This is a genomic window from Priestia sp. P5_B4, from assembly GCF_056400385.1.
In genome coordinates this window covers 1-13,296 of sequence record NZ_JBFULJ010000062.1, presented here as the reverse complement: position 1 = coordinate 13,296, position 13,296 = coordinate 1, and the positions used below count along the sequence as shown (strand labels likewise).

At 35.8% G+C, this 13,296-nt stretch carries 15 protein-coding genes; 1 reads left to right on the top strand and 14 read right to left on the bottom strand.

Features of this window, described 5'->3' with window-relative positions; genetic code table 11:
• From AC1DRF_RS08975 to AC1DRF_RS08930, 10 genes are all read right to left on the bottom strand, one after another.
• A partial coding sequence (locus AC1DRF_RS08975) for a pLS20_p028 family conjugation system transmembrane protein (RefSeq protein WP_477740613.1) occupies positions 1-2,380 on the bottom strand: 2,380 nt, incomplete at its 3' end.
• Positions 2,381-2,403: 23 nt separating this feature from the next.
• Positions 2,404-2,610 (bottom strand): hypothetical protein, encoded by a 207-nt coding sequence (locus AC1DRF_RS08970; protein WP_477740612.1) that lies wholly within the window; start codon positions 2,608-2,610, stop codon positions 2,404-2,406.
• Between the two features lie 20 nt (positions 2,611-2,630).
• The gene (locus AC1DRF_RS08965; protein WP_477740611.1) at positions 2,631-5,252 is read right to left on the bottom strand and encodes a VirD4-like conjugal transfer protein, CD1115 family; all 2,622 of its coding nucleotides are present in this window, start codon (positions 5,250-5,252) and stop codon (positions 2,631-2,633) included.
• Complete coding sequence (locus AC1DRF_RS08960) at positions 5,242-5,751, bottom strand: hypothetical protein (RefSeq protein ID WP_477740610.1); 510 nt, start codon at positions 5,749-5,751, stop codon at positions 5,242-5,244. The genes AC1DRF_RS08965 and AC1DRF_RS08960 overlap by 11 nt, the downstream gene beginning before the upstream one ends.
• Before the next feature lie 15 nt (positions 5,752-5,766).
• Entirely contained in the window at positions 5,767-6,891 is a 1,125-nt protein-coding gene (locus AC1DRF_RS08955; RefSeq protein ID WP_477740609.1) for a hypothetical protein, read from the bottom strand.
• Between the two features lie 67 nt (positions 6,892-6,958).
• The gene (locus tag AC1DRF_RS08950) at positions 6,959-7,264 is read right to left on the bottom strand and encodes a hypothetical protein (protein WP_057275462.1); all 306 of its coding nucleotides are present in this window, start codon (positions 7,262-7,264) and stop codon (positions 6,959-6,961) included.
• Positions 7,265-7,285: 21 nt separating this feature from the next.
• Positions 7,286-7,534, bottom strand: a complete 249-nt coding sequence (locus AC1DRF_RS08945; RefSeq protein WP_274582669.1) for a hypothetical protein — start codon at positions 7,532-7,534, stop codon at positions 7,286-7,288.
• A 28-nt stretch (positions 7,535-7,562) separates the two neighbouring features.
• A complete protein-coding gene (locus AC1DRF_RS08940; protein ID WP_274582671.1) occupies positions 7,563-8,027 on the bottom strand; it encodes a hypothetical protein in 465 nt (154 codons plus the stop codon).
• A 482-nt stretch (positions 8,028-8,509) separates the two neighbouring features.
• Entirely contained in the window at positions 8,510-8,758 is a 249-nt protein-coding gene (locus AC1DRF_RS08935; RefSeq protein WP_274582673.1) for a hypothetical protein, read from the bottom strand.
• A gap of 31 nt (positions 8,759-8,789) precedes the next feature.
• Positions 8,790-9,005: a helix-turn-helix transcriptional regulator gene (locus AC1DRF_RS08930; protein ID WP_078990654.1), complete on the bottom strand. Its 216-nt coding sequence runs from the start codon at positions 9,003-9,005 to the stop codon at positions 8,790-8,792.
• 153 nt (positions 9,006-9,158) lie between these two features.
• Here AC1DRF_RS08930 and AC1DRF_RS08925 point away from each other — a divergent pair, with 153 nt between their 5' ends.
• Positions 9,159-9,572, top strand: coding sequence for a helix-turn-helix domain-containing protein (locus AC1DRF_RS08925; protein WP_258304207.1), 414 nt, complete (start codon positions 9,159-9,161; stop codon positions 9,570-9,572).
• 158 nt (positions 9,573-9,730) lie between these two features.
• Here the strand turns inward: AC1DRF_RS08925 and AC1DRF_RS08920 are convergent, their stop codons facing one another.
• The 4 genes from AC1DRF_RS08920 to AC1DRF_RS08905 form a co-directional block, all read right to left on the bottom strand.
• Entirely contained in the window at positions 9,731-10,318 is a 588-nt protein-coding gene (locus AC1DRF_RS08920; protein ID WP_095380517.1) for a response regulator transcription factor, read from the bottom strand.
• A 21-nt stretch (positions 10,319-10,339) separates the two neighbouring features.
• Positions 10,340-11,644: a sensor histidine kinase gene (locus tag AC1DRF_RS08915; protein WP_436363221.1), complete on the bottom strand. Its 1,305-nt coding sequence runs from the start codon at positions 11,642-11,644 to the stop codon at positions 10,340-10,342.
• Between the two features lie 86 nt (positions 11,645-11,730).
• On the bottom strand, positions 11,731-12,360 hold the full coding sequence (locus AC1DRF_RS08910) for an HAD-IA family hydrolase (RefSeq protein ID WP_029325375.1): 630 nt from the start codon (positions 12,358-12,360) through the stop codon (positions 11,731-11,733).
• A 237-nt stretch (positions 12,361-12,597) separates the two neighbouring features.
• Positions 12,598-12,852, bottom strand: a complete 255-nt coding sequence (locus AC1DRF_RS08905) for a hypothetical protein (RefSeq protein WP_095380515.1) — start codon at positions 12,850-12,852, stop codon at positions 12,598-12,600.
• Positions 12,853-13,296 lie beyond the last annotated feature (444 nt).

Below are 13,296 nucleotides of genomic sequence, written 5' to 3'. Positions count from 1 at the left end.
TACTCACACTTCCTACGGAAGATCCGCCTTCACTTGTACTTCCACCGTAACCGGAAGTTTGAATTTCTTCATGAACAGGCGTACTCACACTTCCTACAGAAGATCCGCCTTCACTTGTACTTCCACCGTAACCGGAAGTTTGAATTTCTTCATGAACAGGCGTACTCACACTTCCTACAGAAGATCCGCCTTCACTTGTACTTCCACCGTAACCGGAAGTTTGAATTTCACCGTGAAGAGGGGCACTTGCCTTTCCTACGGAAGAGCTGCCTTCATTTGTTCCTCCACTCTGACCAGAGGCTTGCATTTCACCGTGGAGGGGAGTACTTGCCTTTCCTACGGAAGAGCTACCTCCATTTATGCTTCCACTCTGACTAGAAGCCTGCATTTCATCATGTAGAGAAGCACTTGCCTTTCCTACGGAAGAGCTACCTCCATTTGTGCTTCCACTCTGACCAGAAGCTTGCATTTCACCATGAAGAGGAGCACTTGCTTTTCCTACAGAAGAACTGCCTCCATTTGTGCTTCCACTCTGACCAGAAGCTTGCATTTCATCATGTAGAGAAGCACTTCCACTTTCTACAGAAGATCCAGTACCTTCATTTGCACCTTCAGTATAACTAGAGGCTTGCATCTCATCATGTAGAGAAGCACTTCCACCTTCCACAGAAGATCCAGTACCTTCACTTGCACCTTCAGCATAACCAGAGGCTTGCATCTCATCATGTAGAGAAGCACTTCCACCTTCTACAGAAGATCCAGCACCTTCACTTGCACCTTCAGCATAACCAGAGGCTTGCATCTCATCATGTAGAGATGTATTTCCACCTTCTACAGAGGAAGCTGATCCCTGACTATCAGTAGAAACACCTGCTGCCTTCATTTCATCTTGTAAAGATGTTCCTTGACCTGCTCCTTTCCCTTCTGAAGAATTTCCTTCAGTATTTTTTCCCCCTTCTTGTTTTTCAGTAGAAGACAATCCCTGTTGTTGAGCTTTCTGCTCATTTCCTGAGTTTTGACCTTTAGAAGCAGCGTTTCCTTTCTCACCTGCCATTCCTGCCTTTTTCATTTCTTCATGCAAGGCTGGCTGTTTTTCTTTATTTCCTTGTGTAGCTAACCCTTTACCAAGACCTCCAACTCCTGCTGCTGTCTGAAGAGCACCACTACCAAGTCCTTTTCCTACATTACCAATACCTTTTGCAAGGTTGGCTCCTCCTTTTGCTGTTCTGCCTATCATGCCAATGCTACTTTCAAGCCCTTTTGCCATCGCAAAACCTCCTGCAATAGCGCCCCAACCACTTTTCAATCCAGCATCAATGCCAAAGAGACGTTCACACATGATCGGGCCATCTACAACGGCAATACTAAAGGCAATCAATGCAATGAGATACGGAATACCTTCTAATTTATCGCTAATAAAGACCGTTCCCATCAAATAGACCTTCATGGAAATGAAAATCATAATGATGACTAGGAACGTATTCACTATGTTTTTTAGTACAGCTTTTAACTTTTGTCCGTCTGATACATCGGCAGGTGCGACTAATTGGGCTAAAATCGAGTTAAATCCTATTTCGTAACACAGTTTCGCTAGCTTAATTGAAGTAAACAACTGTGTCATCCCGATAACAAAAAGGGAAATAGCAATTGTCCAGAAGTTCCACGACCATCGATAATAAAGTTCTGGAAAGAAATCAAACCATCCATTATTTAATTCTGCAACTCCATCTTTTCCATCTGGTGTTACAGCTGTTTTGTGTGTGAGTATATCTTTTCCCTTGTCTGATAGTTTATCTTTCTCATTTACCTTAAAGTCACCATCAATCTTTTCAGTAATATCGATCATCGTAATATTTTTTTGTGGTACTTTATTCGATTCTTTTAATTTTGGACTTTTCCACTTCGTAAGATCGAATTGCGCTACATCTGTTAGATTACTTTTAATAATCTTTTCACTTATGGTTCCTTTTTCATTTAAATCAACGGCTTCAATGGCTTGATCGGTAAACTTATCAGCCTTTAACATGCTTGTATTCAGAAGAAGAAGAACAGCCACCGAAATAAAAATGTTAATCATAATCTGTTCACGATTGACTTTCTTCTGAATAATCAACATGTAGCCAATATACAAAAAGGAAAAAGCCAGTAATACATATAAAAAAGGTTGTATCTTGGTAATAAAATCTTGGATATCGGGTGAATTAAAAAACGTTTTAATCCCTAAAACACTATCTGTAATTCCTTCCAATCCATCAACTAGAAACGAAAGAATTTGAATACACGCCCACCCAAATTTCCGTAACAAATAGGAGGCGATATCTCCAACATCTAAGTACTCTGAAAACTCGTGGAGCTTTTTAAGAATTTCTTCATCCTTCATCTGCTCATCTCCTTACAAAGGTATTACATGCCTTTAAACAGCGTATTGACAGTTATCTCTAATCGTTCATCCAGAGGAGAAACACGAATTCGTACAGGTGCTTCTCCCTCCTGCCCTTTTTCTAGCTGTACAGTACCATCTAGCAAACCAATTAACACCTGATGCCCTTCCTTCACAATCGGTGCATAGTCCTCTAAAATACGTTCTAATTCCTTCGAAATACTCGTCATTCTTTCTCCCCCTTTTGATATTAGGCTTCTTGTTTTTCCATTTGGTCTTGTAATTGAGTAAGAGTAGAATCAATTTTTTTACGAACAAGTTCATAGCCTTTAGGATCAATCCCATTCATGAAAGCTAGTTGCTCAAACTCTTCATCAAAATCTCCCATAGCCAGTTGTTCAACATCTTCTGTTGTTTTCTTCATTACATGAGGTAAAGAGGTTCTAATAAATTCAAAAACACTTGGATCATTGCAAAAGAACTCTTTGACTGTTCTAGTTTTCCAGTTTTCATAGGTTATAGCAGTAAAAAGCTCATTTGGTGACTCTTTGACTTTTTCTTCTGTTTTTATCACTTCCTCAACTTTTTTTATTAACTCCTCAACTGGAGGAGTTGCAAAGGGTGAAAGAAAGTTATCAATAATCAAGGATCTTGGATTGACTTGTTCATGTAAAGACGAAATATCAATATCTAGAATCGAACGATCTGTGTTAAAGTCATCTCCAAGGTATTCCCAACGGTATTTCAACGCTGTTTTTCCGGTGTTATAGATGGGATGTGCTTTAATTCTCTGACGTGCTTTATCTTGACGTTTAACCACTCGAACGACGACGCTCTCTCCTTCCTGTAATTCCATTAATTCATTTGGCGTTAATAATGGCTTTCCATCGACTCCCTCTGTTTTACTTTTATCTGTTGATAATCCTTTTCCACTTCGAGAGGTAGAATTGATGGTACCGTCTCCTAATTTTTGCGAGATGGTTCTAGCTGTTTCATAGTTATTGCTTAAAATATAAATCGTATTCCCGCAGTTCCCTTCAATCGTTTCGGCATCATCTCCATATTTATTTTTCAGCTGCGCATAAGCCTGAATGACTAGGTTAAAACGTATGTTTCTCCCTAAACAAACGGTGATAATGTTCGCCATATCTTGAATGGCTGGCATATTTCCAAATTCATCCAAAATTAGAACCACTTCCCTATGGCACTTGTTTCCTCTTGCCAACGAAGCGTTCTTAGAAAGCACATAATATAACTGCCGAACAAAGATAGAGGCTATTACATGATTACTTGAATCGTAGTCTGGTGTGACCATAAATATCGCAATCGGTTTTGTAAAATACGTCACTTCCTTTACATGAATGGTTGGATGCTGCTTCTCGACTGTAAATGTCGTGGCTCCTGTTTCTTTCGTGATTTTATTAATCGATATAACTGTTGCAAGCCTCGATGAAGTAACAATTTTATCACTCAACTTTTCAGCTAGAATAATTTCATCATTCTGCTTTACTTTGCTTGTAAAGTTGACTTCAAATAACCCCTTGGCATCCGTTTTAATCGTTTCTGTTTGACCATCTGGAAAGGTTATTTCTAAGCGAGTAAGAGGTGCTGCTGTTCCTTTGATTGTTTTGCCAAAGCCCACACGTTTTAAATCGACGCTGTTTTTAGAGGTCATCTTCGCGATTTCATCAAACGTAAAAATGGATAATCCATTCATTGTTTGAGTAAAGATCCCCCCTCTTGTCGTGCCTTTTGAGAAGTTCGATGTCGCATACTGCATTTTGGCTACACTTTCTGTTGGAAGACCATCAAAGTACATGTCTAATGCATTTTGGGTATCTCCTTGCTTATTAATGACAACCTCTTTTGAGCCTAGCTCTGACAACATATTTGCCACTGTGTACATGGTAATCTTCTCTTCTGTTTGTTCTTTAATGCATTTATCCGTTACTGCAAGAATCATGGCGTTACATAAGCTCATGGCACATTGTTGCCAGAACGGATCTTTCGCATTTGGATTGTAATAAAGCGTATAGGATAATGTGTTACATAACGCTTGAGCTGTTGAGTAATCACCATCTTTATACGTTTCTTTTATCATTTCCAACAGGTTATAACTCATCGACTCTAATGGATTGAGTAAGTTTAAAACTTCAACGTGATAGCCTCTTTCCTCTAACGTTTTTTTAGAAGCTGCGAGCAACTCCCCTTTTGGATCATTGCAGACTAAGGAAGGTTGTTTTTCTGCTCGTGAGTAGATATCAATCGTTGGAAAAACAAAGGTTTCCCCTTTCCCTGATCGTGTAATCCCGATGATTAAATTATTAACGGGTGTGTCATCAATCAGCATGTAATTTTTTTTTGTAAAGAATCGATGTGTGTGGAGAAGCTTCTGTATCCCCTTTAAAGCTTTGTACTCTTTCCATATTTGAATTAGGTCATAGGTTTGAATACGTGAAACAGGTACGCCACCTCCACCTTGATACGTTGTCGTTTTTTCAGGTACTTTTCGATATTGCTTTTTCAGTTCGCGTCTTGTTGTAAACCTCCCCGATCCTTTTTGGTTGCGGTTTAAATCTTTAAAGTTAGATCGAATATTATAAGCAAATTTTGCCGTCAATAAGGCAGCCACTAAACACATCGCTCCATATAGAGGCGAGTACTGTTGAAGATGAATCTCTGTCAAAAAAGATGTTTCCAAATGAAAAGGCTGCGGTTCAAATACATCGCTAAACGTTGTTTGAACAAGGTTCCGCATCATGTTAAAAAGAAAGTTCAAGATGAGTAGAATAGACACAAAAAAACAAGCACTTAAAGGAATAAGTACTTGTTTTTCAGCGACCACATATTTGATGGATTTATTAGGTTGCATTTCTCATTCCCTCCTGGTCAATCTGTTCAGAGGTAGGAATCACATAATAGGCACTAGATGAAAGGGAAAAGAACGTTTGATCTCTTGCCTCATACTGATGTTGAAGGTAACGAAAAGCCGTATTAATGTCCCATTGTACCTCTTTCATATCCTCTTCTGTCACCATATAGGCTTCATTAAAGACTAAGTCGTCTTTTTCTTGTTGAGTGAGCTTGGAGATATCAAGAGGTGGCATAGTTAGTTTCGTGCATAATCGAAACTTAAACGCATATTTCAGAAAATCGTCTGTAAGAGTGATTGAATCAGCATTTTTAAAGATAATGACAATCTGATTCTCTAAAAGAATAACATTATGAACACTATTCGCAATACGTTGGGCATGAAGTTGAGTGGTGTAAAAGCTGCCTAATTCAATTTCGAGGAATAAATCTTCTTCATAGTACTCAACCCCTACGACAAAGGCTTGCTTCTGGTTTTTCACTTTTGTTTGTGTATACATCCTGTTCATCCTTTCTTATAGATTTTTTAGGAGTTCTTCTTGTTTCTTCTGCTGATCCGTTAAAGATTGGATTTTCTTTTCATCTTTTGGATCTTTCTTCTTTTCCTCCTCCACTTGTTTTTTCGTCTCTTCTACCTCCTTCTTCGTTTTCTCATAGGTTTCTATTTTTTGATTCAATTCTTGGCTTTGAATATGAGCTGCCTCTTCTTTGGCCTCCTTTACTTTATCAAGCTTCAGATATCCATAAGCCTTCATTTCATACCGTTTATCAGTCATTTCTACTCCTGATTGACGCATCATATCTTCCCATCGTTGTTCGTGATAAGCAAGATCAAAGGCTCCATTCGGAGAGGGAAACGTTTGTTGAAACTCTTTTAACGCATTGACATCTCCCTTCCTTGAAATTATGCTTTCCACTACTTCTGGATGGTCTCCCTGAAGCTGAACAGCTTCCTCATACTTTTTTTGATCGACGAGAAGGCTCATATAAACGTTTTTTTGTTCCTTCGTGAGACTTTGTTCATCGATAGAAGAAAGTCGCTTTAAAGCCCCTTCTGAATCCCCTAAAATCGCCTTTTCATATGTTCCTGTTATTTTTTGTTCCAGTTTGACTTGTTTTTGTAAATCTTGAATCGTTTCAGCTCGATCCTGAGAAGTAGCTACAGTTGAAAAACATGTAGCTGAAAGGATAAGAAGGGATAAAATCCCTCCACCATAGATCATCCTTCGGTTACGAGTAGAAAGGACAGGCGTTTGATTCGTTTGCACATGACCCTCTGTTCCTTCCTCTAAAGAAAATGAACCATCTGTTGTTTTCAGATGGTCCGGTACTTCCTTTTCCAGTTGTTCAAGAAAACTTCTCTTTCGAGCTTCCTGTATATCGTCCATTTTTAAAGAGCTTAACTTTTTCTTAATATGATCGACTACATGACGAGCATGACCCGATCCAATGGATAATGTTCCTGCATATACCTCTTGATCTTCCTCATCGAGGATAAAAAAATCTACATGAGCTTTTTTCTTCGTACGCTGATAGTGGGTTTCTAATGTCTCTGTCATCTCACAGGCATCTGGAATTGATAACTTTTGAAATGGCTTCAACTCTTTCGTTTCACTTTTTATAAACATGACAGACAGCATGTTTCTCCATTCCTTTCGTCTAAAAATGAGCATAGAAAAAAGCTATACAATCGACTGTATAGCTTTCTTAACTTCCGAATCGGATATTTGTATTTACACCTTCAGCTAATGCATAAGCACCCATGACAACCACTAACCCAACTGCGCCTCCAACAAACCATGCAATACATTTATGACGACCTCGTTCCCCACCTAAGATTAAGTGATATCCACCTACACAAAAGGCAAGAGCTGCCGCCACCATCGCAATACGCTGCATCCATTTGATAATGGACTTTCCACTCTCGATTAATCCTGACATACCATCGGCAGCCCCAAGGGTTAAATGAGAGGTTAGCTGCGTCACATCAACACTATTCAATAAATCTAACATGTTTTTCACTCCTCTTTTTCGTTAATTTTGCGTTACTGGAATACTTGTTGGTCTTACAGAAACTTGTTCATCTATTTTTGATTCGCTTTTTTCCTCCTCCTCTTCTTCACCTGTAAAGGCGCTTAATGCTTGAAGAATTAAATCTTGATTTTCTTCAATAAACTGTTGGTGCTGTTGATGTAGCCAGTCATTGTATTTGTTTCCATTCACTTTCAGCAACTTTTCCACAAGGTCTTTTGATTTCTTTAATTCTTTTTGGGAGATCGTCAAGATACCACCACCTTTCAAGGCTAATCTCTTATTCTTCGAAATACAGTTCTTTGGATGTTTCAACAAAATGAGAAAGTTCTGCTTCTAACTGGGATGACTCATAATCGTCTAGTTTAATTTGTTGCTTTAACTCTCCATCTTTATAGGCAGCTAATGTATCAGAATCTTGTGGTACTCCATAATAGTTACTATTTTTATCACGATCATATTGTGGATCACGACTATAAATTTCTTTTGCATCCACATCATTTTCCTTTAAAGCCTTTTTTACTTCATTCATGTAAACTGGACGCGTACTTTCACGAAATGAATACATCACAAATCCTGTGCCATCTTCTTTCATAAATTTTTTCATTTCTAGGGGATGTAATTCTTCTAGTTCACCATTTCCTTTCACTTCACTTGAATTGTAGGAAGAGACAAACGCTGTGCCTATTCCTAGAGCCACAACGATTCCTGCCACCGCAGAAAGTAACCATTTTTTGTTTTTCATAACCATTCTCCTTTATTCTTAATATTCAGACATAACAAGCGATTCTGAAACCTACCGAGAGTAATATTTTACCATAGGTTTAGCGATCATCTCTGTCTTTTCAAGGCTATGAAAGGAAATATATACCCGTTTCTGGCTGGAAGGGCAAACCCTATATTGGCATGCATAGTTTTCACTAAGCCCAATAATGCACAACGTTTTCGGCATGTACGAAGAACCTCGTGTATCTACTGTTTGGAATGTTGTCGCTTCTTCGGAGTTACCCTCACGCCACCATTCTTCACAGATCGTGGATACACCGTCACTGTTTTATTGCTAGATCACCGATGAGTTTTAGGACGCACTCATCGAACCTTTTTATTGTCGTATACCTTAACCCCCTTGTGATCCGTTTAGGGGAGGCACGCAATATGTAATTGTCAAGGTACCACTTCTCGTGCTCTCGGCACGTTTCAAAATCGCTTGTATGCTGCAATTAAGAACTAGCAGGTCTTTTGTAAAACTTCCTTCAATTCCTCATCTTTCTTTCTTCGCTTGGCGACGATGGTATGAGCCTGATCCATTACTGAACGTACTTCATAATAAATATCAGCTACACGTTTGATATCGCCCGTTCCTTTTTCTACAGCTACCCCTCCTTTTAACGTATACAACTTTCCATCAAAGGTTTTGGCACTTTTCGCTCGTGCGTCTGATATATCATAGAATGCTAGTCGCTTTTGTTCTTCCATGTTCATCGCCCCCCGTTAAGTAATCTAAAACTTAGTTCATATCCTTATGACTTGGTAAGAAAATATCTTCTAACCTAAGATCCAAAGCCTCTGCGATCTTCTTCATATTTTCAAACGTTGGATATTGACGAGTCCCATTTTCGATTTGAGAAATAGTGGGTTGCGGGACTCCTGATAATTGAGCTAGATAGGTTTGACTCCACTTCTTTTCCAACCTCTTTTCTTTTATGGTCTTTATTTCCAGCACCTCCTTGATTACAGTATATTCATTTTCGGATATTTTGTAAATAGTTTTTTAACCAAATTCAGATATTTTTTCTAAATTTATTTCATTTGTTGATTTCACATTACTTTCAGTCTTTGATAAAATTAAAAAAAACCCTTAAAGAGAGTAGATCATATGAATGAATTAAAGAAGTATATAGGTACAAAAATAAAAGATTATCGAAAAGAACTTAAAATAACTTCCGTCGAGTTAGGAAAGCTCTCTAATACATCTCAAACCACAATTAGTGGGATTGAGCGTGGAGACAGATTTGCTTCTTTTGAAGTAATGATAAAGATTTGTGAGGTTTTAGGAATTACTTTATACGATGTACTTCCTTCTGAAATTACTAAGAATTTAGATTTAAATGTCCTCAATCGTAATGATGAAAGAATTAATATCATACTAAGTACTATGACACCAGAAGATATTGAAATAGCAGAGAACCTTTTACTTAACCACATGTCGTTCTTGAAAGACTTCAATAATCTAACTCCTGAAGCGAAAGAATACTTAACAAAATTCATTCATTCAATATCAGATAAATAACCCTTAAATATATGTTATAAGAATTTATTCATTTGCAGGAGGGGAAACTTTTTTCCCCTCCTCAAATACAAAAGAATGTGCTATACTTAAAAGTTATTTTGCTTTTTGAATTTAATTTCAACAAAAAAGGGATCTTAGTATCAATACTAAGATCCCTTTTAAGCATTTAATTTCCGTCTCCATGACCGAGAGTGTTTTTTTATAGTATCTATAGTTTTATATAGACGTTCAGCAATATCGCTTTTTTTATAACCTTTCTTTTCAAGGTTATATACCTCTCTTTCAGAAGATGTAAGACTACGCAATTTCTTTTCTTCTCTCATTTTCCCTAATAGAGCTCCGGCAGCATCCGAGTGTATTTGATTCCTACCTTCAACTGCTTCACGTATAGCCAAGATAATATCATAAATACTACTCTTATTTATATAATTAACTGCTCCTGATTCAAAGGAGTCAACAATAACATCTTGCTCACTAATTGAAGTAAGTGCGATTGCTTTGATTTTTTGCTTACTCAATATTTCAATAATCTCAATTCCATCAAGATTAGCTGCTGTTAAATTGATATCCATAAGAACTATATCAATCTGACTTTCATTTTCTACAATTTCTAGAACTTTCTCTTTAGAATCAACAATTTTTATAACCTCAATATCATCTGCTTCTTTTTCAATATACATGGATATATTTTTTTGCCAAAAAGGATCATCTTCTACTAGAATTACTTTTATATTTTTATCTTTCATGTAGATTTACCTCCCATTTGGTTATGAGCTAAATTTTGTAGAAATCATCCTAGATTTAGGAAGTTTAATAATCATTGAAGTCCCTTTTCCTACTTCGCTATGTACTGAAAGTTCACCATCATGCGCTCTAATTGTTTTATAACAAAAGCTAAGTCCTAAACCATGATTTTTAATGTTTTTCTTTGTAGAAAAATAGGGTTCCATAATACGATTTAATTCTTCTTTAGAGATCCCAACTCCATTGTCAGTAATTTCAATACTAATTCCACCATTTTTCATTTTGAACATTTGAATATGAATTAAACCTTCTGTCACAACAATTGCTTCCATAGCATTGTTTAAGATATTGTTTACTACTTCTTTTAAAAGAATTGGATCACCATATAATATTGTATCAACCGTGAATTCAGTTTTTATTTTGATACCTTTGGCATTAAAAATTTTCTCTACTCCACGTACACAATCTGTGATTAAGTTTACCATTTCTACATTTGTTTCTTTCAGAACAATTTCTTCTGTCTTTGCTCTAATACGATCCACCATGTTATCTATTCCTTCAATTGCAGAAAAAACTGAATCAATTGCTTTCTCGGCCTCATCTAGATCTCTTTTTTCAATAGAATTTTGAGCAATATTAAAGAAAAACTTTATTTTACTTATTTCATTCTTAATAGTGTGATTTAATACAGCTGTTCCCCCATTCATTATTTGAATGGACTTATCTAATATTTGCTGTTGTTCTACTTTCACCTTAATTCCAAAGGCACCATTTAGAAAGATATATCCAATAAAGAATATATAAGCCCCGAAGAAAAACATAGGTACAATTCGAAACAACTCTGTCTGTGAATCAATAGCCCTAAGAACGTAATTAAATATAAATACACCTAACCATGCAGGGACGAGCACAATAAAGACTCGAAACTTTTGCTCTCTTTGATAAACATTTATCTCGTCACGCCATGTGGAAAACATAATAAAACTAGCAATCAAAAAGTATGGAGCAGACCAAATTAAAAGGATGCGAAAGTTAATATCTATATCTGGGTGAAAGTCAGTGAAAAATATCATAAAAACCATTGGTAAAGAAAGCACATAAGCTAAAGCTTTTTTCCTTTTCCCTTTAACTATTTGTGAATAAACAATTGAATACATTAGAATAGCATAGGGAGAAATAACTTCACCTAAAAATTGCAAATAGATATGTGCTGTAAATAATATATGGGATATACTCTCAACTCCAAATTCATGTACACTTGGTATAATGTCAGTCAATATGGCTTCTGATAATGCACCTATCCCCGCAGACATTGCAAAAGTAATCATCCATCGGTTTGCTTCATTTTCTTTAGGTTGAGTAATGAACAGAATAATGGCAAATAGTAAATTAAAAACAAATATAAATAACATTCTTAAGTGCCAGACAAAATGTCTAAAATATCTTTTGGTTGCTTTGCCACAAAATCTGCATTACCTGTGCTTAAAAGCTCTATTGAATCATATCCCCAAGAAGCTGCTATACAAAAAAGGCCATTTTTTTTAGCTGCTTTAATATCTCTTAATTCATCACCTACGTAAATAACCTCATCTTTTTTTAATCTATTATTTTTTAGAAAAGATGAAATGTCTTTTGATTTAGAGAAAGGGTTAAATGAATAGTGACTATAGTCAAAGCTGTTGATCGTATTATTTATCAAAAATTCATCAATTTTATTTTGATTATTACTTGTTAAAAAACCTAATTTATAATCCTGTTTTTTTAATTCTTTAAGAACTTCACTTATTCCAAGTACAGGTTTTAAGTTAGGAATGTATGTTTGATATCTTCTTTTTATTGCAATTCCAACAAGGGGCATTTTATATATAGGTACATTAAGTGTCTTACATCGATCACGTATTGATAATGTACTTAAAAATGGAACCTCTTCTTCACTAATTTTTTTATAGCCCTGTTTCTCTGCAATTTCATTAAAAATATCAATTGCCAAATTCTTTGTGTTTACAATAGTCCCATTAAAATTAAAAAGTATAACTTTATTCATATATTTCTCCCCGTTTTTCATGCCCAAACAGAACGTTCGTTTGGTTTATTTTATCAAACAATTATTCATTATCAAATAGAACATAGTGCCTTTTTTTTACATTTCTAGAAGTCTTTTTGCGKATTCCTTAGACCTAAATAATTGTTTAACAATTACATATAAATGTATTTTGTTCTTTTTATTCCTATTTTTACCACTAAATAAGCTTCCTAAGACTCATTTTTTCATATATTCCTCTTAGAAAATCCATATAAATATTCCAATTATTAATAAAACACCAATTAAAGGAGCCACTATTCCTATTACTCCCAATAATATATACCCCAACATATATAAGCCGCAAAAGATACAAAAGATTACTCCCACAATAATTAATGCTGCTCCTATAAGCTGTAATAAAAAGCCTTTCATCATAAACAAAACAGTAAAAGCTAAACCAACTATAAGGAAAGATATAAGAATTGGAACTACATTGTTTTTCAACACTCTCATATAGTTTACTCCTCTCTTCGATATCTATAATTATCCTGATTTGTAAATATAAATAAATTAGTTTAACTTAAGATTAACTTGTAATCCCTAATTTTCCAATAGGACGATTTTCCCCTCATACATTAACAAAAAAAGCAGCCTCTATTTTCATAAATAGAAGCTGCTTATATCATATTCTTATTATTAAATTTTCGATATTGTTAAAACATAAAATTATAACATACTTTAGAACACTTGAGGAGGGGAAACTTTTTTCCCCTCCCCTACTCTAAAAAACTCATATATGATAAAGGTGATTCCTAAAGCAATACAGGATCACTCATAGCTAAATATACTTGTTTTGATATATTTTACTAATTTTTATTGAATTATGAGACTAGTTAACGCTATAATATAACTAACAAAAACGTGCGGATAGAAAAAAGACTTCAACTGTTTAAGTAG

Excerpts from the sequence above, each read along its gene's own strand:
- AC1DRF_RS08970 (WP_477740612.1), bottom strand. The coding sequence starts at position 2,610 with ATGACGAGTATTTCGAAGGAATTAGAACGTATTTTAGAGGACTATGCA.
- AC1DRF_RS08965 (WP_477740611.1), bottom strand. The coding sequence starts at position 5,252 with ATGCAACCTAATAAATCCATCAAATATGTGGTCGCTGAAAAACAAGTA.
- AC1DRF_RS08960 (WP_477740610.1), bottom strand. The coding sequence starts at position 5,751 with ATGTATACACAAACAAAAGTGAAAAACCAGAAGCAAGCCTTTGTCGTA.
- AC1DRF_RS08955 (WP_477740609.1), bottom strand. The coding sequence starts at position 6,891 with ATGCTGTCTGTCATGTTTATAAAAAGTGAAACGAAAGAGTTGAAGCCA.
- AC1DRF_RS08950 (WP_057275462.1), bottom strand. The coding sequence starts at position 7,264 with ATGTTAGATTTATTGAATAGTGTTGATGTGACGCAGCTAACCTCTCAT.
- AC1DRF_RS08940 (WP_274582671.1), bottom strand. The coding sequence starts at position 8,027 with ATGAAAAACAAAAAATGGTTACTTTCTGCGGTGGCAGGAATCGTTGTG.
- AC1DRF_RS08935 (WP_274582673.1), bottom strand. The coding sequence starts at position 8,758 with ATGGAAGAACAAAAGCGACTAGCATTCTATGATATATCAGACGCACGA.
- AC1DRF_RS08925 (WP_258304207.1), top strand. The coding sequence starts at position 9,159 with ATGAATGAATTAAAGAAGTATATAGGTACAAAAATAAAAGATTATCGA.
- AC1DRF_RS08920 (WP_095380517.1), bottom strand. The coding sequence starts at position 10,318 with ATGAAAGATAAAAATATAAAAGTAATTCTAGTAGAAGATGATCCTTTT.
- AC1DRF_RS08915 (WP_436363221.1), bottom strand. The coding sequence starts at position 11,644 with ATGATTACTTTTGCAATGTCTGCGGGGATAGGTGCATTATCAGAAGCC.
- AC1DRF_RS08910 (WP_029325375.1), bottom strand. The coding sequence starts at position 12,360 with ATGAATAAAGTTATACTTTTTAATTTTAATGGGACTATTGTAAACACA.
- AC1DRF_RS08905 (WP_095380515.1), bottom strand. The coding sequence starts at position 12,852 with ATGAGAGTGTTGAAAAACAATGTAGTTCCAATTCTTATATCTTTCCTT.